The 21,729-nt window shown below is 71.1% G+C and carries 16 protein-coding genes and 1 tRNA gene; 10 read left to right on the top strand and 7 right to left on the bottom strand.

Annotation, left to right across the window (positions count from 1 at the left end):
* Positions 1-27 precede the first annotated feature (27 nt).
* The gene (locus CP967_RS20015) at positions 28-810 is read right to left on the bottom strand and encodes a dioxygenase family protein (protein ID WP_150489279.1); all 783 of its coding nucleotides are present in this window, start codon (positions 808-810) and stop codon (positions 28-30) included.
* A 213-nt stretch (positions 811-1,023) separates the two neighbouring features.
* Here CP967_RS20015 and CP967_RS20010 point away from each other — a divergent pair, with 213 nt between their 5' ends.
* Positions 1,024-1,536 (top strand): MarR family winged helix-turn-helix transcriptional regulator, encoded by a 513-nt coding sequence (locus tag CP967_RS20010; protein ID WP_190175092.1) that lies wholly within the window; start codon positions 1,024-1,026, stop codon positions 1,534-1,536.
* A gap of 50 nt (positions 1,537-1,586) precedes the next feature.
* Here the strand turns inward: CP967_RS20010 and CP967_RS20005 are convergent, their stop codons facing one another.
* On the bottom strand, positions 1,587-3,131 hold the full coding sequence (locus CP967_RS20005; protein WP_150489277.1) for an MFS transporter: 1,545 nt from the start codon (positions 3,129-3,131) through the stop codon (positions 1,587-1,589).
* Between the two features lie 543 nt (positions 3,132-3,674).
* Complete coding sequence (locus CP967_RS20000) at positions 3,675-4,337, bottom strand: TetR/AcrR family transcriptional regulator (RefSeq protein WP_150489276.1); 663 nt, start codon at positions 4,335-4,337, stop codon at positions 3,675-3,677.
* Between the two features lie 248 nt (positions 4,338-4,585).
* On the opposite strand from CP967_RS20000, the gene CP967_RS19995 reads away from it, so the two are divergent.
* Positions 4,586-5,863, top strand: a complete 1,278-nt coding sequence (locus CP967_RS19995) for a M6 family metalloprotease domain-containing protein (protein ID WP_150489275.1) — start codon at positions 4,586-4,588, stop codon at positions 5,861-5,863.
* A 202-nt stretch (positions 5,864-6,065) separates the two neighbouring features.
* Here CP967_RS19995 and CP967_RS19990 read toward each other — a convergent pair whose 3' ends face one another.
* On the bottom strand, positions 6,066-7,226 hold the full coding sequence (locus CP967_RS19990) for a CU044_5270 family protein (RefSeq protein ID WP_150489274.1): 1,161 nt from the start codon (positions 7,224-7,226) through the stop codon (positions 6,066-6,068).
* Positions 7,223-7,861 carry an RNA polymerase sigma factor gene (locus CP967_RS19985; protein WP_229888394.1) on the bottom strand — a complete coding sequence of 213 codons (639 nt, stop codon included), beginning with the start codon at positions 7,859-7,861 and terminating at the stop codon, positions 7,223-7,225. The genes CP967_RS19990 and CP967_RS19985 overlap by 4 nt, the downstream gene beginning before the upstream one ends.
* A 198-nt stretch (positions 7,862-8,059) precedes the next feature.
* Between CP967_RS19985 and CP967_RS19980 the strand changes: the two genes are divergently transcribed.
* From CP967_RS19980 to CP967_RS19945, 8 genes are all read left to right on the top strand, one after another.
* A complete protein-coding gene (locus tag CP967_RS19980) occupies positions 8,060-8,470 on the top strand; it encodes a VOC family protein (RefSeq protein WP_150489272.1) in 411 nt (136 codons plus the stop codon).
* A 146-nt stretch (positions 8,471-8,616) separates the two neighbouring features.
* Positions 8,617-9,090: a helix-turn-helix transcriptional regulator gene (locus CP967_RS19975; protein ID WP_150489271.1), complete on the top strand. Its 474-nt coding sequence runs from the start codon at positions 8,617-8,619 to the stop codon at positions 9,088-9,090.
* A 10-nt stretch (positions 9,091-9,100) separates the two neighbouring features.
* Positions 9,101-9,727 carry a VOC family protein gene (locus CP967_RS19970; protein ID WP_150489270.1) on the top strand — a complete coding sequence of 209 codons (627 nt, stop codon included), beginning with the start codon at positions 9,101-9,103 and terminating at the stop codon, positions 9,725-9,727.
* A 407-nt stretch (positions 9,728-10,134) separates the two neighbouring features.
* Complete coding sequence (locus CP967_RS19965) at positions 10,135-11,787, top strand: FG-GAP-like repeat-containing protein (RefSeq protein WP_150489269.1); 1,653 nt, start codon at positions 10,135-10,137, stop codon at positions 11,785-11,787.
* 117 nt (positions 11,788-11,904) lie between these two features.
* Entirely contained in the window at positions 11,905-12,582 is a 678-nt protein-coding gene (locus CP967_RS19960) for a hypothetical protein (RefSeq protein WP_229888395.1), read from the top strand.
* A gap of 10 nt (positions 12,583-12,592) precedes the next feature.
* Complete coding sequence (locus tag CP967_RS19955; protein ID WP_229888396.1) at positions 12,593-13,096, top strand: hypothetical protein; 504 nt, start codon at positions 12,593-12,595, stop codon at positions 13,094-13,096.
* Between the two features lie 1,093 nt (positions 13,097-14,189).
* Positions 14,190-14,262 (top strand) — tRNA-Arg (locus tag CP967_RS19950).
* A 397-nt stretch (positions 14,263-14,659) separates the two neighbouring features.
* Positions 14,660-16,762: a restriction endonuclease gene (locus CP967_RS19945; RefSeq protein WP_190175094.1), complete on the top strand. Its 2,103-nt coding sequence runs from the start codon at positions 14,660-14,662 to the stop codon at positions 16,760-16,762.
* Between the two features lie 211 nt (positions 16,763-16,973).
* Here the strand turns inward: CP967_RS19945 and CP967_RS19940 are convergent, their stop codons facing one another.
* Both CP967_RS19940 and CP967_RS19935 read right to left on the bottom strand, forming a co-directional pair.
* The gene (locus CP967_RS19940; RefSeq protein ID WP_150489268.1) at positions 16,974-18,800 is read right to left on the bottom strand and encodes an MFS transporter; all 1,827 of its coding nucleotides are present in this window, start codon (positions 18,798-18,800) and stop codon (positions 16,974-16,976) included.
* Positions 18,801-19,024: 224 nt separating this feature from the next.
* Entirely contained in the window at positions 19,025-21,700 is a 2,676-nt protein-coding gene (locus tag CP967_RS19935; RefSeq protein WP_150489267.1) for a D-alanyl-D-alanine carboxypeptidase, read from the bottom strand.
* Positions 21,701-21,729 lie beyond the last annotated feature (29 nt).

Genomic DNA, 21,729 nt, shown 5'->3' with positions numbered 1-21,729 from the left:
GAGCCCGGGTGCCCGGGTGTCCTCGGATCAGCCGAACTGGAGGGAGCGTTTCGCCAGGCCCATCCAGAAGCCGTCGATGACACTGCGCCCCTGGTCCAGTTCCGCCTCGGAAGCGCCCAGGGTCACGAAGAGGGGGGCGAAGTGCTCGGTCCGGGGGTGGGCCAGTCTTCCGGCCGGCGCCCTGTGCTCGAAGTCCAGCAGGGCGTCGATGTCCCGGGCCCCGAGGGCACGGTGTCCCCAGTCGTCGAACTCCGCCGACCAGCCCGGAACACCACCGCCGGCGTGGCGGAGCGCAGCCAGGTTGTGCGTGAAGAACCCGCTCCCGACGATCAGCACACCCTCGTCCCGCAGCGGGGCGAGCCTGCGCCCGATGTCCATCAGCTTCTGCGGGTCCAGGGTCGGCATGGAGATCTGCAGCACCGGGACGCGCGCGTCCGGATACATCTCGACCAGCGGCACATACGCCCCGTGGTCGAGGCCGCGGCCGGGGACGTCCTGGACCGGCGTGCCGGCACGGCGCAGCAGCTTGCGGACGTCGTCCGCGAGCTGTGGCGCACCGGGAGCGGCGTACCGCACACGGTAGTAGTGCTCGGGGAATCCCCAGAAGTCGTGGACGAGGGGGACGGTCTCGGTGGCTCCGAGGGCCAGCGGGGCCTCCTCCCAGTGCGCGGAGACCATCAGGATCGCCTTGGGGCGCGGAAGGTCCGCCGCCCAGGCGGCCAGTTCGTCCGGCCAGACCGGATCGTCGGCGAGCGGAGGGGCGCCGTGGGAGAGGTAGAGGGCGGGCATGCGTTCCGCGCTGACAGTCATGACACTCCCATTCCTCGGCCGATCAAGGTATGTGTTCTATGCAAGCGTCCCGCGTGAGCGCCGGACACAGGCATCTGCGGTGTGTACCGGGATCCGGTGGACTGCTCGGTGAACGGGTCCTGGACGACGGAAAGCTATTTCCTTGAAAATTCAAGGTCCTACTACCGCAGACCTTAGCTCTATTTAGTTAAACATTCAAGAAAAGGTCGTACAGTGGAGTACATGACCACGGCATCCACCGGCGGGCCCGGCTGGCTCACCGACGAAGAACAGAGTGTGTGGAGTGCTTATCTGCACGCCACCACGCTCATGGAGGACCATCTCGACCGCCAGCTGCAGCGTGATGCCGGTATGCCGCACATCTACTACGGACTGCTCGTCCAGCTCTCCCGGGCGCCCCGGCGCCGCAAGCGGATGACGGAGCTGGCGAAGGATGCCAAGATCACCCGTTCCCGGCTCTCCCACGCGGTGGCCCGGCTGGAGAAGAACGGCTGGGTCCGCCGGGAGGACTGCCCTTCCGACAAACGGGGGCAGAACGCCGTGCTGACCGACGACGGTTACGCCATGCTCGCGCGATCGGCCCCCGGACACGTGGACGCCGTCCGCCACGCGATGTTCGCCCGTCTCACCCCCGACCAGGTGCGCAGCCTCGGGGAGATCATGCGGGTCATCGCCGCCGGGTTGCAGCCCGAGGACACGGACGCGGATCTGCCCTGGCTCCGCTGAAGCGGAACCAGGGCAGATCTCACGCGGTCCGGGGCGTCACCGAGGGCCGGTCAGTGGGCGACGACCGGGATCCGGATCTCGTCCTCGGCACCGTCCGCGCTTCCGCTCCGGCCGCCCGCCGGCCCGGCACCGGGGCGCCCGGTGTTGATGAACGTCACCGCGACCAGCGAGGCGACGACCAGGATGCCGACCGCCCACCAGATCGCGGTGGCGAAACCGCTGACCATCGCCTGCAGCTGCAGGAGCTCCGGGTCGGCGGCACCCGCGGCGTGGTCGGCGATGTAGGCGGTGGTGGCGCCTGCGGCGATGGTGTTGAGCAGCGCCGTACCGATGGCTCCGCCGACCTGCTGCGAGGTGTTCACCATCGCCGAGGCCACGCCGGCGTCACGCGGTTCGATGCCGTGCGTCGCGAGCGACATCGCGGGCATGAACGCCGTACCCATACCGAGGCCGAGCAGCAGCTGACCGGGCAGGATGACGGCCGCGTACGAGGTGTCGACGTCCAGCTGTGTCAGCAGCAGCATGCCGACGGCGGCGACCAGGAAGCCCGGGCCCATCAGCAGCCGGGGCGGGATCCTGGTCATCAGCCGGGTCCCGATCTGCGTGGACCCGGTGATCATGCCCGCGATCATCGGCAGGAACGCGAACCCGGTCTTGACCGGCGAGTATCCCTTGACGACCTGGAGGTAGTACGTCAGGAAGAGGAAGAGCCCGAACATGGCGATGACGGCCAGGCCCAGCGAGAGGTACACCCCGCCACGGTTGCGCTCGGTCAGGACGCGCAGCGGCAGCAGCGGCGACTTCACCCGTGACTCGGTGACGACGAAGGCCAGCAGCAGGACACCGGCGGCGACGAACGTGCCGATGGTCAGCGAGTCCGACCAGCCGGCCGACTCGGCGCGGGTGAAGCCGTACACCAGGGAGACGAGCCCCAGCGTGGACAGGACGACGCCCGGGATGTCGAGCGGCGAACGGTTGCGGCTGCCGGCCGGCTCGCGGATGACGAAGTAGGCCCCCGCGGCGGCGAGCACGGCGAACGGGATGTTCACGAAGAAGGTCCAGCGCCAGTTCAGGTACTCGGTGAGGAAACCGCCCAGGATCAGGCCGACCGCGCCACCGCCACCGGCGATGGCCCCGTAGATGCCGAACGCTTTGGCCCGCTCCTTGGCATCGGTGAACATCACCGCGAGCAGGGACAGGGCGGCCGGGGCGAGCAGGGCCCCGAAGACACCCTGCAGGGCGCGGGAACCGAACATCATGGCCTCGCCCTGGGCGGCACCGCCGAGCGCGGAGGCCGCGGCGAAACCGAGCAGGCCGACCACGAAGGTGCGCTTGCGTCCCCAGAGGTCGGCTATGCGGCCGCCGAAGAGGAGCAGCCCGCCGAAGGCGAGCGCGTACGCGGTGATCACCCACTGCTTGTTGCCTTCCGAGATGCCCAGATCGGTCTGGGCGGAAGGCAGGGCGATGTTCACGATGGTCGCGTCGAGCACGACCATCAGCTGGGCGAGGGCGATGAAGGCCAGGGCCTTCCAGCGACTGGGATCCGGAAGCCGGGTATCGGGGCCGGGGAGCCGGGTGTCGGCTGTTTTGGACATGGAGGTAGCCACCTAAGGACGCGCGTGGACGCGAAGAGTCATGGTCGGTGAGTCATGGCCGGTTCCACGCCGGGCCGTGTTCCACGGGCCGGCGGGCGAACCGCTGAAAGGGTGTGCCGCTCCTGCGGTCGGACCTGCTGAACAGGTCCGACCGCTGAGCTGAAGTGCTGGGTGGAGGTCTGGGTGAGGGCGTTGGAGGGAGGTATGAGGAGGCCGCAGGAACCGGACCTGACCACAGGCGGAGAGCGCGGGTTCTGCCGGCTGCCGGCTGTCTGCTGCCGACTGCCGGCGTCACGCTGCCGACGCCTGCCGGGCCGCTCCCGTCCTCTGTGCCCGTGTCCGCCGGGGCCTGACCGGCCCGGCCGACCGCCGGGACTGTCAGGCCTCAGACCCGGTCGGCCTCAGGCCGTCCGGCCGTCGGTCCAGCCGGTCTACCGGCCTCCCTGCTCGTTCAAGTCGCTCATATCTCTCGGATCTCTCGGATCTCTCGGTCTCTCGACTCTCTCGGTCTCTTCCGGACGGGTCTTCTCGAGGTCGCGGGTGTCAGTTCCCGCGGCGCAGATCCTCCAAGGTCGCCGCCGATCCAGGCAGTTCGGAACGGGCAGGAGCTTGCAGGCCGTCCAGGAACAGCTGCAGATGACGGTGGGTGAACCGGTCGATTCCCGGGCAGGCGATGCCGGGCAGCGGCCGGGTGAGCTGGGAGAGGGCGACCAGTACGTCACCGACGGCGATGTCGGTACGCAGCCGCCCTGCGGACATGGCGCGCTCCACGAGGCCCTCGACGGCCTCTTCGAGGCGACGGCGCTCCGCGAGCAGTTCGGAGTGGTCCTTGTCGAAGCCACCGGACAGCATCGGGCACAGGGCCCCGATCCGCTCGTCGGCAGCCGCGTGTACGAAGCGGCTGAGGGCGTCGAACGGATCCGACTCCGCCGCGGCGGCTTCCTCCGCCCGCTCGGTGGTCCGGCACGTGACCGCGAGGACGACCTCGTGGACCAGTGCCGCCCGGTCGGGGAAGTTCCGGTAGAGCGTGGCGTTGCCGACCCCGGCGCGGCGCGCGACCTCGTCGAGCGGCACGTCCGGCCCGAACTCGACGAACATCTCGCGGGCGGCCGTGACGATTCGCTCCCGGTTACGCAGCGCGTCGGCCCTCGGACGAGGCGCACGGCGCTGCGTTCCGCAGACGGCGGGTTCGACGACGGTCTCCACGACGGCCTTCCTTCTGTCTCGGACACCCCACAACCGGGGAGCGCGTCCCCGTTTACGGGGGACACAGGGGTGAACGGAGAAAGAGTCCCCAGTTATTTCACACATGAATGAGACCTGCGTCACACGATCTGGGCGAGGAAACCCCTCCAACAGCCCACCCAGCGGGCGGGGCCCCGCAGCCCCGCAGAGGCTGATCGCCAGAGCGCAGCCAGGGCCGGCCGGCTGCCGCCGACCCGAAGGCGAGCCCTATGCAGCAGCCCCGCCACCGGATACGCGGTTCCCGTCGCCCTCTCACCCTCGCCGGAGCGACCGCCCTCGCCCTCGCGACGATGGCCACGGCCAGCTCCACCCTCCCACCGGCCAGCAGTGCGTCGGCCGGACCGGTGGCCGCCCCCCGGGGCACAGGCCTCGCCCCGTGCCGGATAGCGACGGCCATGGGGGTACAGATGTCGGAAGGCATACCGACAGCGGCCGGGTACACCCACTCGACGGGGGAGGTCAGGGCCCTGAACCTGATGATCGACTTCCCGGACGCCGAGGCGGCCGGACCGGCCGGGGACCGGCTCGCCGAATTCTTCCCCCAGACCTCCGACTGGTTCCACACCAGTTCCTACGGCCGCCTCACCTACGTCCCCGAAGCCCCGGTGAAGGACTGGCTGCGGATGCCGCGCCCCTTCTCGGAGTACGGCATCGAGCGCGGCTCACCCTACGAACCCGGCTACCGCAAGCTGGTCAGGGACCTCGTCGCCGTCGCCGACCCGAAGGTCGACTTCTCCTCCTACGACCTCGTCAACGTGCTGGTCACCCCGAACGCGGGCCCCTCCGCGCTGGACACCGTCCTGTCGGTCACCTTCTCCGGCAACGACAAGGCCCCCTCCGCCGACGGGGTGCCACTCGCCAACACGTCCTTCGTCTACAGCCGCCAGGACGACGGCTCCGGCTCGTACGCCGAGACCGGTTACCGGGTACTCCCGCACGAGAACGGCCACGTCTTCGGCCTTCCCGACCTGTACACGATGGAGGGCGGGGGCGCCGTCGGGCACTGGGACATCATGTCCGAGGACTGGGGGGCCAACAACGACCTGCTCGGCTGGCACAAGTGGAAACTCGGCTGGCTCACCAACGACCAGGTCTCCTGTGCCTCGGCGACCGGGACCAGCGAGCACACACTGGAGCCGCTGGCCACGCGAGGCGGTCCGAAGCTCGCCTTCGTACCCCTGACCGACCGGTCCGGTTACGCGGTCGAGGTACGCACCGCCGCGGGCAACGACGAGGCCGTGTGCCGGCCCGGTGTCCTCATCTACAAGGTGAGTTCCGACGTGGACACCGGGCAGGGACCCGTCTCCGTCGCGGACAGCACCGAGGACAGCGGGGGCTGCACCCGGCAGCCCAACGTCCACGCAGAGCTGTCCGATGCCGCGTTCGGCCCCGGCGACACCTTCACCGACCGGTCCAACGGCGTACGCATATCCGTCCTCGGAAAAGACGCCAAGGACACCTACCGAATACGGATCACCCGCCCCTGACCGGTACGGAAGCCGGCCCATGGGACTCACGCAGCCCTCACGGGCTCACGGGCTCACGGGCTCACGGGCTCACGGGCTCACGGGCTCACGGGCAAGGCTCGCTCCTCCCCCTCGGCTTCGGTCACCCGGCCCGGCTCACCCGCCCTGCCCCGGCCGCCCCGCCTGCCCCAGTCGGCCGACCGCCCCGCCCCGGCCGTCCGGCTCACGCCCTGCTTCCGGAACCCGGCAGTTCCTTCATCCCGTCGACCACCGCCCGCTCCGTGATCGCCGTGTGGCCGATCACGGTGCCGGCCTTGATCCCTTCGGCGTCCCGCATCTGCACCGTCCGCTCCCCCAGGTAACTGAAGGTCTTCGGATCGAAGATCCACTCCGTACGGTCACCGGAGGTCTCGTCGGTACGCGCTATGGCGATCCCGTGCCGCCCCGCCGCGTCCGTCGTGTCCTTGACGACAACCACACCCGGGATCTTCGCCGCGGCCCTGTACAGCGCGGACGTCAGCTCTGCGGGCAGCAGTTGCTCCATCACCAGGTCGCCGATCGTCGTGAAGGCTTGCTGGTCAGGGCTGTTGCCCTGCCCTTCCGTCTCCTCGTAGATCTTCTTCAGGAGGACGTCCGGGTCGGTGGTCAGCGTCTTGAGATAGTCGTAGCTCGGGGCGTTGAGCGAAGGCTCCGGGGTCTCGCCATCGCCCTCGAGGGTCATCCCTTCCTCGGAGGTGGTGCCGTTTCCCGGCTCGATCAGCCAGCCCTTACGCCCGTCCGGTGACATCCAGACCTGGCGGGGGTGCAGCTTCTGCACATAGGTCTCGCTCTTCCCCGTGTCGGCGTCCTCCGAGATCGTCAGCCAGGAGACCTCGCTCTCGATGTAGATGAACTGACCGGGCCGGGGGTCGGGCAGCTGTTCCCGCACGGCAGCCCCGGAGATCCGGTCGACCGTGCCGCCCAGCCCTTCCGTCGTGCCCTGGGCCACCTGAACGACCGACGCGCGGACGGATCCGGGTGGCGGACCACCCGCCTCGGCGGCCTCCCCGCCCGTCAGCTGTGCGGCCCCCGCCGCACCGGCCAGCACCGCGACGGCCACGGCGGCGCCGATCAGCGCGAGCCGCCGTCCGGTACGGCGTGGCGCGCCGGACGCCACTGCTCCCGTTTCCGGATTCGAGCCGGGGCGCGGCGGGTGGGCACGGAGCCCCTCGTCCACGTCCGCTTCCCTCTGTGCCCCTGCCTGCCGGATCTCGTTCATCAGGTGCTCCTCGAGCGTGGAGAGGCGGTCACGGGAGAGCACCGGGTCGCCAGGCGCCGGCAGCAGCCCCGCCATGTCCACATGGTCGAGCGGCTCTCGGCGCCGCCGCCAAGGGGTGCGATTCATCGGTTCCTCTCCTCGGTCGACCGGGCCACACCGATGCGGCCACCCTGTACTTGTCCGCCCGGCCGGACGGGTTCCACGTTTCCACGTCGACGGCGCAGCTCCCCGTCCGTGAGCTTGCGCAGTCTGGACCGCGCCCGGAACAGCCGTGAACGCACCGTGCCCACCGGGACGCCCAACGCCTCCGCGGCCTCGGCGTACTCAAGGCCGGACCACACGCACAGGGTGAACACCTCACGCTCGCCCCTGCGTAACTGGCTCAACGCGGCTTTCACCGCCGCCAGTTCCTCGGAGTCGGTGATCCTCCCGACCAGTTCGTCCGCGAAGTCGGGCAGCACGTCCCGCAGCGGCAACCGGGCCAGCGCCCTGTCATGACGCCGGGCCGCGCGGCCGGTGTTGCGCAACACGTTGACCGCGATTCCCATCAGCCACGGGCGCGGACTGTCCCCCTCGTCCCGCAGCTTCTCGCGCAGCCGCCACGCCTCCAGGAAGGTCAGCGACACGACGTCCTCGGCCGCGGCCCAGTCGCCCGTGGTCCGCACCGCGTGCCGGTAGACCAGTTGCGCGTGTTCACGGAACAGCTCCCGGAAGGCGTCCGGATCGCCTGCGCGGATGCGGGCATGCAACGAGTAGTTCACCTCCTGTCTTGTCCGCCCTCGCGCCCCAGTTCCTGTGACCCGCATCACACATGGGTGCTCTCTCGGGCCCGGACCCCGAACCGCCCCACGCCGGGACGGTGCCGCATGCCGTGCCGTCGAAGAGCGAGCCGGGAAGGCGAACGGCACGGGTCAGGAATCGAGAAGCCCCACCGGAGGGCCGAAGCTAACGTGACGGCCATGGACATCACCATTCACACGACCGCCCTCCCGCACAACGACCCTGACGCGTCCCTGGTCTTCTACCGTGACGTACTCGGTTTCGAGGTCCGCAGCGACGTCGGCCAGGGCAGGATGCGCTGGATCACGGTCGGCCCGGCCGGGCAGCCCGGTACCTCCGTCCTCCTGACACCGCCGGCCTCGGACCCCGGGATCACCGAGGACGAGCGCCGCACCGTCGTCGAGATGATGGCCAAGGGCACCTACGGCTGGATCCTGCTGGCCACCGGTGACCTCGACGGCGTCTTCGAGAAGGTCCGGGCCGGGGACGCCGAGGTGGTCCAGGAGCCGACCGAACAGCCCTACGGCGTCCGCGACTGCGCCTTCCGCGATCCCGCGGGCAACCTGATCCGCATCCAGGAACTCCGCTGAGCGATCCGGCCACCGGCGGCCGGTACCCCGCCCACGGCCCGGGCCCGGCGGTTCACGCCACGGCGGGCCGGCCACCACGCCGAGAACGTCTCCACCCCCCGGCCGGATGCCCGGGGGCCACGCATACGGACGGAAAGGGCCCTCCCATGTGCCACCCCGCGTGGAAGCACGCGCTGACAACCGCCCAGCATCTGAAGGACCTCACGCGTCTGCGTCCCGTCCGCGACCGGATCGACCGCGAGTACGCGCGCCCGCTGGACGTCGGAGCGCTCGCCCGCGACGCGAACATGCCGGCCGGGCGCCTCAGCGACCTGTTCCGGCTCGCCTACGGGAAGTCCCCCCACGCCTATCTGATGGCACGCCGCGTCGAACGCGCGGCTTTCCTCATGCTCCACGGGGACTTCGGCACCACCACCGAACTCCGCTCCGCGGTCGGCCGCCCGTCACCGGACGCCTTCGACGCGCTCTTCACCGAACTCGTCGGCATGACACCCGACGCCTACCGGCTCCGTGCCCGCGGCGGCGCGGAACCCGTCGACGACACGGCACCGGCCGGGCCGCAAAAGAGGCTGCCGGACCGGTCAGGAATCGAGAAGCACAGCCTGCCGGGCCGCCCGTAGCGTGACGGACATGACCTCCTTCGAATCCGTCACCCTTGAGGTGGACGACACCACGGCCGCCGAACGCTTCTACACCGCCATCGGTCTGGACACCCGGCTGCGCCTGCGGGCCTCCCAGGCACCGACGACCGGCTTCCGCGGGTTCACGCTGTCGCTCACGGTGTCCCAGCCGTCCACCGTCACCGCCTTCTTCGACGCCGCCCTCGACGCCGGGGCCACGGCGCTGAAGCCCGCCGCCAAGTCGTTCTGGGGCTACGGCGGTGTCGTACGCGCCCCGGACGGAACGATCTGGAAGATCGCGACGTCGGCGAAGAAGGACACCGGCCCGGCCACCCGGCGGATCGACCAGATGGTGCTGCTGCTGGGCGCCGCCGATGTGGTCGCGACCAAGCGGTTCTACGTCGGTCACGGCCTCACCGTGGCCAAGAGCTTCGGCCGCAAGTACGTCGAGTTCGCAGCCACCCCGTCGAGCCCCGTCAAGCTGGCCCTGTACGGACGCCGCGCCCTGGCCAAGGACGCCGGTGTTCCCGAGGACGGATCCGGTTCCCACCGTCTCGTACTGGGCGGCACCGCAGGCGACTTCGCCGACCCGGACGGCTTCGCCTGGGAGGCCGCGTCACCGGTGCCCGCGCCGTGAGCAGAGCCGCCGGGCCCCACCCGCCCGGGCCCGTACCCCTACCGACCACACGGCCGGCGGCTCCGGCCTTTCGGACCGGGCGGCTTCCGGCCATTCCCACCGGTACGTCCTGACCCGCCCGCACCGTGACCATGCCCGGCACGGAGCGGGCGAACCCCGCGGACGCGGCCTCGTGCGAGAAGGCCGCCGGCCGGCCTGGCGCCGAACCGGACCGGTTCCCTCCGTCCGCCCCGCCGTACCCCCGCCCCTGGACGGCCACCGCACCGGCAGCACCACGGGGCCGGCCGACGCGGCAGACCCGCCCGCTCGGCGCAGGTCCCCTCGACCGGCCTTCTACGATCACCCGGGTCCTGATCTTCACTTCCCCAGGGGGTCCGTTGAGAGTCATACGGAGAACACTCGGCAGCGTGGCGCCACGGCTGCTCCTCGGCCTGGTGCTCCTGCTCGGCGCCGTGACCGCGAGTGCGCGGCCGGTGGTGGCCGACCCGGCCGGACCACAGGCCGTACGCACGGTGTCGTACAACGCGTGCGGTGCCCACAGCGCCTGCCAGAACACCGTCGACAGCGCGGACGGGTGGGCGGCGAAGTTCCTGTCGCGGATGAACTCCGAGGCCGGGACCGCCGATGTGATCGCACTGCAGGAGATCTGTGCCGGCCAGTACGAGGCACTGCGGAAGGTGCTGGCCGGCTACACATCTGTACGGGCCGGTGAGCAGGAGCCCCCGGGGTGCGCGCGTTGGGGAGGGTCGTCGACGAAGTTCGGGCAGGCGGTCTTCGTCAAGGGCGCGGCAGCCGACTTCACCTCGTACCAGGCACTGGTGAACCCGGATGAGACCGATGTGCCGGAACAGCGGTGGGTGCTGTGCGTCAAGGGCCCCATCGGCAACCGGACCACGCTGGCCTGCGGCACCCACCTGGCCACTTCCCTCCCGTCCAACGGGACACCGGTGATGCTCGGCGCCATGGAGCGATGGGCCGCGGGCGCTCCCGCGCTGGTCATTGGCGACTTCAACGCCGTGCCGAGCCATCCCGCGCTCGTCCCGGTGCGGGCCGGCCTCTGCGCCACGGGGCCCTTCGCCGAGGCGGACGCCGGCAGGAACAGCCCGACCGCGTGGGCGAGCGCGGAGCCCTACGCGTACCGGCTCAAGTACGACCACGCCTTCTTCGGCGGCAGGGACTTCACCGGTCTGCGGGCGAAGACCGCCGACATCGACCTGACACCGGTCGAGGACCACAAACTGCTGTGGGCCGAGGCGCAGCCGCTGGAGCGGACCGCGGTACACGTGCCGGGCGACCTCACGGGCGACCTCTGCCCCGACATGCTCGCCGTCCGCAAGGACGACACCCTGCGGCTGTATCCCGGCGCGGGCAGGGGCGCGTTCGGCTCTCCGCGTGTCATCGGCAGCGGCCCGCAGTGGAACGGCGCGGTGGTCAGCCATCGCGGGGACTGGGACGGTGACGGCGACGAGGACGTCGTCGCCCGCCAGGGCGACCAGTTGCTCCTCCACAGGAACACCGGCGACGGCAGCCTCGCGACCGCGGTGGAGATGAAGGTCTCGGAGACCGGCTGGGCCCACACGGTACCGGTCGCCGCCGGGGACCTCGACGGCGACGGAAGCCCCGACCTCGTGGCCGCGAGCGGTACCGGGCTGTGGCTGCACCGCGGCCGGATCACGGCCGACGGCGGCTGGTTGTCGTACAAGGCCGTCCGTATCGGCGCCGAGGAGTGGAAGGACCAGGAGATCCTCGTCCCCGGTGACGTGACCGGGGACGGCAAGGCGGAGCTCTGGGCCCGTGACGCCGCGGGAGACATCAAGCAGTACGGCTACGACGATCTCGCGAAGACCCTCGGCCCACCCGAGACCATCGGGAACCTGCCGACGGGTTCCCGCCTGCTCGGACTGTCGGCGGGCGACGGTGACGGGGACGGCCTGCCCGACCTCTGGTACACCACATCGGCGGCCGGTCTCGCCTTCCACCCAGGGGGCGCCCCCTTCACGGAGACCGGCTCCGTGACCGTCGGCACCGGCGGCTGGGGGTACTTCTCCCACCTCGGCTGAACTCGTCCCGGTGCTCCGGGCCGTCCGCCCGGGGCACCGGGACGGGGCACCGGAACGGGGCCCTCGGGCCCGTTCAACGCCCACGGTTCACCCGACCCCGGCTCCGGCCAGTTCAACGTGGAAGATCCCGCCCCCCAGGACCTGTGGTTCCATGCCCGGGCCCTGGCCATCGCGACGGCAGGCGATGGCGTCGGAGAGAACGCGGCCTCCCGCAACATGCTGCACTACCTGCACGCCACCGGTGAACCCCTGAACCTTGACGTGGACCGCATCCTGCACGACGACCCCACCTTCAGGGCTCAGGTCGAAGCGAACCACATCGCCGGTAACCAGGAGGCATGGCGCAAGCAGGCGCTCGACGCGTTCGCACAGGCCGGGGGCGACAAGACGGTCGTCATTCCGGTGGAGAGCGACCACGAGGGACAGAGCTTCCGGAGCGACGAGTGGTTCCACGCGGTCGGCGCACACGAACAGAACATCTCGGACATGGTCACGGTCAGCCCAGGCGCGGACGGCAAGCCCAAGGTCTCACTCGACTACCAGGTCAACGTCTGGGACCGGTACAACTGGGACGAGGGCAAGTCAACAACCTTCCCCGACGGCACCGTGATCCGGGACGACGAGATGGGCCGACTGCACAAGGTGGGCTTCGCCCAGGAATTCGACATGCGAGGCAGCAGCTCGACGTTCGGTCACGACATGAACAGCGACTCAGCGCCTGCGGTGAACCCCTCAGACCCCGGACGCGACGGCGGCCGCGGGGACGTCTCGCGGGGCGATGAAGAGAACAGGTGAACAGGTGAACATGTCGTACAAGACCGCCCGACGCCTGCTGATGGTGTTGGCCGCCTCGTTGCTCGTGAGCTCCTGCTCCGCCGCCGACCGGGACCGCGTCACGCGCGACCCCTACCCGTACTGGGAACAGGGAGCAGGCGCATCCGAGGCCGCCGACTTCATGAAGGTCAATGTGCCGGCAGGCGCGACGGAAGTGAAGGGCGCCGTTCAGGCCAACCCGCAGGAGGGCGTCTATTTCCTCTCCTTCGTCACCGGTGCGGAGAAGGCTGTTCAGATCGCGGAAGACCTTCGCTCCGAGAAACCGATCCACACCAAGGCAGTGGATCTCCCGCCCGACCAGGAACTCTTCGGGCACTTGGGGCTGCCGGAGCCGCAGACGCTGAAGGGTGCCCGTTGGGCGGGGGTGTGTCCGCCGTGCGTGAAAGACCACCGCCGCGGCAGCGTCCAGTGGATCGACGTCTACGTGTACGACATGGCGGGCGGCAAGGCCCGGGTGTACCTCCACGCATTCTGACCCCGCTCGAATGGACAGAGTCCGATGGCCGACTCTTCCCAGGACGAGATGGCACACGTGCCGTCGCGTCGTAGACCTGTGAGGCCATGGCCCAGTCGGCGTACGTGACCAGTTCGTCGGCGCCCTCTCCATGGCGGCGGGTTTCCGCGACGCGATAGAGCGACAGGAGCACAGCGACCAGGGACCGACCCGAAAGCACCGCGGCCACCAGGCCGCCTTCGCGCTCTTCCAGAGCGGGTGTCCGGAAGTGCGCGTGGTTGCCGACCTGAGCGGCCACGCACCCCCAGGCATCCCGGTGGCAGACCAGGGTCACCGAAGCGACCTTTCCGGCCCTCATGATCGCCCAGACCCGTCCCGCCGAACTGAAGGGATACGGCTCCTTCGTGGTCTCTCCCGTGGTCGACTCGACGCCGGCCTCCCACAGTGAACGGCGCCCCTCCCCACCGGTCCGTCCGAGGAGTCCACCCCCGGGGCTGCCGCCGCATCCGAGACCGGCTCTTCCTCGGTCACAGCGGCCAACTCGTCATCCTGCGGCTGCTCAGGCTCCGACCCCACCAGGAAGCCGACCTCAGCGGAATCGCCGTCTCCTGCCGCGTCCCCTTCCTCCTCCGCCCTCTCCCGCTGCTCGGACAGCGGCCCGGCTCGCCCCCGAGGCCGTCACCCGCCTCCAAGTCCACGGCGGGCAGTGCCACGGCATGCGGCAACGCCAGTACCTCTCCGACATCCCGGCGCAGCCCTTCGAGCTCCCCGTGCAACCGGTCGACATCCCGCCCCAGAACGGACACCCCGTCTCGCCCGCCCACTGTCGGCACCTTGATCACGCCAGCTCCTGTCACCATGCTCCTCACCCGAACACCGCAGGTCAGAAGCCGAGACGCGAAGGTACTGCCGCGCACAGCGGCAACGGGGGCGACCTCCGCAATCCCTATCCGCTAGGCTGTCAGCGGTCAGTCGACCTTCAGGGCACCCGCCCGGGAAAGCGTCCCTCCGGACTCTTCCCAGTGCCGCCCCGAGAGAAGTCTGACCAGGGCGTTTGTCTTACTCCGCCGGGATTCCCCACTGGGGTTTCCGGCAGGGTTTTCGACAAGCCCCTGCCTTCGTAGCTCAGGGGATAGAGCACCGCTCTCCTAAAGCGGGTGTCGCAGGTTCGAATCCTGCCGGGGGCACAAGCTGGACAGCAGGTCAGGAGCCCTTCCGCCCGTAGAGGCGGGAGGGCTCCCGCTGTGTGGCGCGTGTGCTGCGCCGGGAGGGCGGGGGGCCGTGCGGGGAGACGCGGGTCCGGTGACGGTGGGAGAGGTGATCGGGCCGTTTCACGTGGCTGAGGTCATCCGCTCCTCTCGCTCCGCGCACAGCCGGAGGGCCGCTCCCGCCGGCGCGCGTGACCGGTCTCCGGCTTCGGCGGCCTGGGCCCGTCGCGCCCAGGTCCCGTGCTGCGGGCGGGCGTTCGCGCAAGGGCATGGGCGGGTGGGCGGTCGCCGACTAGAGTCGCCTCATCACTGCTGGTTATGGGGCCAGGGGCCGGTGCGTGTGTGCCGGGACGCTGGTGGGGAGGGCCTGTAGAGGATGAGCCGTCGCTCCAACGGGTTGGCCGGTGTCTGGGCCGAAGCCCAGCGCCAACAGCAACGACAGCACGAGGCGCAAGCCAGGTACCAGCGGGACCAGGAGAGGCAGCAGCGGGACCGGCAGCGTGAAATCGCCCGCAGCCACCGGGAGCAGAAGGCCGCGTACCGGCAGCAGCGCGAGGCGGAGGCGCGGCGGCGTACGGAGGAACTCGACGCCCGGGTGGAGGCGTTGCAGGGGCTGCTGGTGGAGGGATGCCGGGCTCCGGCCTTCAGGGCGGAGATGCTGACCCGGTCCGAGCTGATCGAGCCCTTCGCCCCCGGGCAGCTCGCGTATCCGGTGCACATGCCGGATCCGGGCCGGTACCAGCCGCAGGGTGGCTGGACCGCTTCCCGGCGGGCCCAGGCGGAGGCGGAGGCCCGGTCCCACTACGAGCGGGACCTGCGGGCCGCCCAGGCCGCGGAGGCTCAGCGTGTGCAGCAGCTGGCCGCCTACCGGTTCCGGTACGAGGAGTGGGCCGGGGCCCGGCTGGCGGAGATACGGGCGCACAACGCCGGTATCGCCGGGATGACGCGGGCGCTGCGCGGCGGGGACCCCGAGGCCGCGGTGGAGTACTTCTCCGCCGCGCTCTACGCCTCGGCCGGATGGCCCGAGGACCTGCCCCGCCAGGTGTCCGCGGCGTACGACTCCGGGGCGCGCCAGCTGGTGCTGAACTGGGAGCTGCCCGGGTACGGCATCGTCCCCGAGGCGAAGTCGGTGCGCTACATGGTCAACGCCGATCAGGAGAAGGAGTCGCCCCGGCCGGTCACACAGCGCCGCGCCCTGTACCGGGACGTCCTCGCGCAGTGCCTTCTGCTGGTTCTGCGTGATCTCTTCGCGGCCGACGAGTTCGGCGCCCTGGAGTCGGTCGCGCTGAACGGGTTCGTGGACGACCACGACCCGGTGACCGGCCACCGTACGGCCCTGTTCCTCGGCACCGTCATGGCCTCGCGCGCGGCCTTCGCCTCGCTGCGACTGGAGCAGGTGAACGCCGTCAACTGCCTGGTGGACGGGCTCCGGGGCCAGCTGTCGTCGCGTCCCGACCAGTACGTGCCCGTACGGCCCGGCCGGGTCCCCGAGGACGTCGGCAACGGTGTCGTCACCCATGGCGGCGACGGTGAACCGGATCTGTACGAGATGGATCCCCTCGCCTTCGAGACCTTGGTCGCGGATCTGTTCCGGGCCATGGGCATGCAGGCGGTGACCACTCAGCGGTCGAACGACGGCGGTGTGGACGTGGACGCGCTGGACCCGGCCCCGATCCGCGGCGGCAAGATCGTGGTGCAGGTGAAGCGTTACCGCAACACCGTTCCGCCGACGGCCGTGCGCGACCTGTACGGGACCGTCCAGGACGCCGGCGCCAACAAGGGTGTGCTGGTCACCACGTCCGGGTTCGGCCCCGGTTCGCACACCTTCGCCAACGGCAAGCCCCTGGAGCTGGTGTCGGGTCCCGAACTGGTCGATCTGCTGCACCGTCACGGGCTGCGGGGGCGGCTGGGTGACGGTGGGCGCCCGGCGCCGGCCCGGCGGACGGAGCCGGACACCGGGGCCGGTGGCGGCAGCGGTGGCGGGGCGGGCCCGGACGACTACAACCTGCTGGGCATGTACTGGTCGGGGGGCGTCGCCCTGGACGTGTGCGCTCTCGTCTGCGAGGGCAACCGGGTGCTGGACGACGACCACTTCGTCTTCTTCAACAATCCCCGTACGCCCGGTGGCGCGGTCAGCACCCTGCCTCCCGTGCCGCCGGACCGCGCTGCCCTCCGGGTCTCCTTCGACGCCCTGCCCGCGCGGGCCGACCGCCTGGTGGTCGTCGCCGCGGTCGATCCGGTGGCCGGCCCGTCGGCGGATCTGTCCGGTTTCACCGGTGCCGGTATCAGGCTGCTGGACTCCGAGGGGGAGCCGCTCGACCGGTTGGAGGTCTCGGACGGCCGTGCCGGTGAAACCGCCCTCGTGCTGGGGTCCTTCCGCCGCCGTGCCAACGGGGACTGGGAGTTCGTCACCGGGGGCAGGGGATACCGGGGCGGTCTGGAGGAGCTGGTCCAGGGGTACGGCATCGAGGTCGCCTGAGGCTGCCGACGGGACGGGGCTACAGGCGGGGCAGGGCTGCCGACGGGCCGGGCCAACGGTGGGCCCGGCCAACGGCGGGACGGGCGTCGGCAGTCCGGGCCCGCCCGTTCATCCGGCGGCCCGTTCACCCGCCCGCCCGTTCATCCCCCGGCCCGTCCCGGGGCCCGCCCGCTGTCCGCCGCCGCACGCGCCCGTACGGCCGGGCGGCGGCTCAGCGCAGTTCGTCCGGACACGGGGTGCCCGGGTCCAGCTGGTAGGGCGCGGCCAGTCGGTAGACACCCGGCCGGGGGACGAGCAGTTCCGTCCACTCGACCCCTTCCGGGTCCTCCTCCAGCTTGATCAGGCAGCCGTGTGCGTTGGTGAAGTCCTTGGGGGCTTCCTCGTCCTGTTCCGAGCGCTTCCTGGACGCCTCGGTCTCCTGCGGGCGCTCCACGCTCCTGCCCTCGTCGTCCACGACGGCCAGCCACCGGGAGTACGGAATCCTGATCAGCACCCGGCCCGCGGACCGCACCCGGATGGTCAGCTCCTCCGCGCCCGCCTTCTCGACCGTCGCCGGGGGGTCGGCCATCGGCACCGGGTCCAGCACCCGGAAGAGCCGCCAGTTGGCGTCGCTCCAGACCGGTTCCAGATACGGCAGCCCCTTGTCGACCAGCTCCGCCTCCTGCACGGCCCCGCTCGAATCGGGCTTCCCGGTCGGCAGCACCACGTAGTGCACGGCCCAGCGGTCCAGCCACTCCCGGTAGTTCATCGAGTTCAGGGTGTCGTCGTAGAAGAGCGGGTTGCGCTTCATGTCGGCCTGGCGGTTCCAGCCGCGGGCCAGGTTGACGTACGGCGCCAGCGCCGAGGCCTCCCGGTGGCTGCTGGCGGGCACGACCTCCACCCTGCCCCGCTCCGCGCCCACCTTCTGCAGCTGGTTGACCAAGGGGGCCAGCTCGCGGGTCCAGGAGGCGGTCGGGGCGGTACGGACGATGTCGTCCACCCCCTTGAAGCCGATCCACAGGTTCAGCCCGGCGAAGGCGAGGAGCAGCGCGTACCAGCGGCGGGTGCGGGGCGCCGTGTACGGCAGTGCGGCCAGCAGGGCCACACCGGCGAACAGCATCGCCATGCGCGAGACGTTCGAGCCGATCTGCGAATCGATGACGTAGGTGAGGAGCGTCCCCACCCCGTAGACCACGGCGGCCGTACGCACGGTGCTCCAGTCCCGGGGCACCAGGACGAACACCAGGACAGCGAAGAGGAACGGCAGCGAGAGCGTGCCCAGCGACATCGGCTGCGTACCCGAGAAGGGGAACCACCAGGCCGAGAGCGCCACCACCGCGACGGGCGGCAGGCCGATCGCGTACGCGCCGGGGCGCCGTTTGTTCAGGAAGAGCGCCGCGGCGACCACTCCGAGGAACAGCCCGGCCACGGGGCTTCCCGCCGTGGCCAGGGCGGCCAGCGGCGCGGCGACGGCCGCCTTCGCCCACCGCTTGTGCCGCCAGCGGTGGGGCCAGCAGAACACCGCGGCCACGGCGCCCACGGCGAACATCATGCCGAGCCCGAAGGTCACCCGGCCGGACAGCGCGTTGCACAGGTACGCGAACACACCGGCCAGCGAACAGGCCAGCGGGTTGCGGACGGCGGGGACCCTGACCAGGATCAGCGCCGTGAGGGCCGAGGACACCGTGCCGACGGCCATCATCGTCGTCCGGACCCCGAGCACCGACATCAGATACGGGGAGACGACGCTGTACGACACGGGGTGCATCCCGCCGTACCAGGCGAGGTTGTACGCGGTTCCGGGGTGGCGGCCGACGAACTCCGCCCAGGCGTCCTGGGCGGCGATGTCCCCGCCGCTGTTCGCGAAGAAGAAGAACCAGAGCAGATGGACCACGGCGGCGACCGCGGTCGTCAGCACGACCGGGTGGCGCCACAGCGGGCGGCGGGCCGGCCGGAGCGGCACGTCCCGGTCACCGGCCGCCTGCGCCGGGATCCTGACCGGCGTCTCGACACGCGTCTCGACACGCCCGTCGGCCCGCGTCGGTTCAGCGGTGGTCACTGCGGCTCTCCCCGTCCTCGCCCGGGCCTGCCGACCCCCCGATGCGGCGCACGGGCCTCGTCCGTATGGGGAAGGACGCGCCCCTGGCGCCCTTCCGTTGCTTTCGGGACGCTAGCACGCGGCATTTTCCACGCGCTGCCCCTTCCCTCACGGCCCTCCCGGGGAGGCCGGGAGGGCTGTGGCAGGGGACTGCGGCGGGAGGCCGGGCCCGGACCGGCCGGCGATCAGCCGACGCGGGTCAGCTTGTCCCCGAAGGACGGCTCGGCGAGCGCGTCGGCGAGCTGGACGGCGACCTTCACCTGACTCGCTCCCTCACCGATGGTCATCGTGCCGACACGGGTACCGGCCGGGGCGGTGTGCGAGATCGCCCCGCCGTCGTCGGCCAGTTCCAGCTTGACCGTGAGCCCCGCCCAGCCGACCGCCTTCACGTCCTCGGCCACGACCACGTCGGTGGTGTGCCCGAAACCGTCGTCGACGCTGCCGACGACCTGGCCCTTCTTCACGACGGTCCGGCTCTCCAGCAGGTCCTGCGTGGCGGTCATGGCTTCCTTGCTCACCGCGTTGACCGTGTCGATGATCGACGGCTTGTGCTGCCCCAGGATCGCGCCGACGATCAGCTGGTCGGTGTCGCCGACCATCTTGTGGGCGGCGAAGAGCAGGTTGCCTCCGGCCTTGGTGGTGGAACCCGTCTTGATACCCAGCGCACCGTTGTACGGGACGAGGGTGTTGTAGTTCCGGTGGTACTTCCCCGAGGGGTCCGTCCAGGAGGGCAGCTTGGTGATGTCCATCAGTGCCGGGATCTCGACCAGCTTCTGGCCGAGCTTCACCTGGTCCTCGGCCGAACTCACCGTCGTCGCGTTGAGCCCCGACGGGTCGGTGTAGGTGGTGTTCGTCATACCGAGTTCCTTGGCGGTGTCGTTCATCTTCTTGACGAACGCCTCCTCGGAACCGGCGTCCCAGCGGGCGAGCAGCCGGGCGATGTTGTTCGCGGAGGGGATCATGATGGCCGAGAGGGCCTCCCGTTCCGTGAGCGTGTCCCCCGCCTTGACGGTGTTGAGGGTGGACTCCCCCACCGAATCCAGCTTGCCCTCCTTCTCCGCCTTGGCGTCGATCTCGATGGCCGGCCCGTCCTGGCCCTTCTTCAGCGGGTGGCCCTTGAGCACGATGTAGGCGGTCATCGCCTTGGCGACGCTGCCGATCGGCACCGCCTCCTGCTCACCGAAGGAGTCCACCGTGCCGAGGCCGGTGGCCGCCATGAAGCCCTGGCCCTCATCGGGCCACGGCAGGGACGGCTTGTCCCCCTCGAAGGTGTACGTCGGCTTCGTCGTCAGCTGGAGCACCGGCTCGGGGAGCGGGCGTACCGACTGCGCGATCGCGAAGATGACCACGACCAGAAGGAGCAGTGGCGTCCAGATCTTGATACGCCGGACCACGGTACGGACCGGGGTCTCCGGGGGCGGCGGGGTGTTGGTCAGCTCGGCGAGCAGGTCGAGCGGGGGCCTGGGCGGCATGGGCTGCTGCCTGGTCCGCTCGGCCTCGTACGGCCCGGCCGGCTCACCGGCGGGACGCGCGGTGAGGTCCGGGGTGACGGTCGGCCCGACGGCGGCGCCGGTGGACGCGCCGGGGGTACGGGGCGCGGGAGCCGCCCGTACGTCGTCCGACCGCAGGGGCACGAACTGGCTGGTCCGCTCTCCGGAGGACTCGGCCGGGGGTTCGGCCCGGGACCCGGCCTCGGGCCCGGTGGAGGACTTGGCCGGGGGCTCGGCCCCCTCCTCCGCGCCGGGCTCGGCGCCGGTGGCGCGCGGGGGGAGCTTCAGCGCCGTCGTCGGCTGGTCGACCTGGCGGGGGCGTACCGCCTTGAAGGCGGTCGTCGGCTGGTCCACGACGCGCTCTTCGGCCTTCGCGGACTCCTCCGCCGCCTTCGCGGACTTCTCCGCCGTCTTCGCGGGCTTCTCCGTCGCCTCCGGGGCGTCCGGTCCGTCGCTCTCCTCCGGGGCGTCCGGTCCGTCGCCGTCCGGCGTGGGGCCGCTCGCGCTCGTCTCGTCGTCGCCGGGGCGCGCGGCGACCGGCACGGAGGCCGACGCCCCGGAAGCGGGCTCTTCCCGGGCGGACCGGCCGGACCGGGCGGAGGCGTCTTCGCCGGAGGTCTCTTCGCCGGGCGCTTCCTCGCCGGATTCCTTGATCTCGGAAGGCTTGGCTTCCTCGCGGCTCGCGGGCACCCGCGGGACGTCGGCCGGGGCCTTCTCCTCCCCGGAAGCGGTGTCCCCTCCCTCGGGGGCCTCGTCGTCGCCCGCCACCCATGCCGCGACCGCGGCACGCAGGCGTACGTCGCCCGGAGCCTCCGGCTTCCCGGCGGCCGGCGTGCCGGAACCCTCCGCGTCGTCCGCGCCGGCGTCCGCACCCGCGTCGGCGTTCGCGGCCCCGTCACCGTCCGGGCCGTCGGCCGGGCCCTCGTCCGGGCCGTCTGCCCGGGCGAAGCGCTCCGGAAGGGCCTCGTCGTCGGCCACGGGCCCGGAGGAGTCGTCCCGGCCCCCGGGCGCCTCCTCCGCCCCGGACGCCTCGTCCTCGGCGTCCCCCGCGCCCTCCTCGGCGCCGAGGGACGCGGGGAGGCCCGCGGCACCGGTGGACCCGGCGGCCCCGTCCTCACGGTCCGGACCGCCTTCGTCGCCGTCCGCGGGGTCCGGTGTCCGGAAGACCGCGGTCGCGGTGTCCGTCGTCACACCGCCGACGCCCTCGGCCGTCTCGTCCGCCTCGCTTCCGCTGCTCCCGGAAGCCGCCGGTTCACGGAGTACGGTGAGACGCGGATCGCGTGCTCCAGCCGTCCCCGACGACTTCCGCTGCTCCGACTTGTCGGGGGACTCGCCCGCCACCGATGCCTCCTTGATGCGCCGCGGGGACATGCCCGCACTGTCCGAACCATCTCCCAGTG

The organism is Streptomyces nitrosporeus (genome assembly GCF_008704555.1).
In the GTDB taxonomy this organism is placed as follows: Bacteria; Actinomycetota; Actinomycetes; order Streptomycetales; family Streptomycetaceae; genus Streptomyces; species Streptomyces nitrosporeus.
Note: the sequence above shows the minus strand (reverse complement) of the source record. Positions and strands in the feature narration are given on the sequence as shown.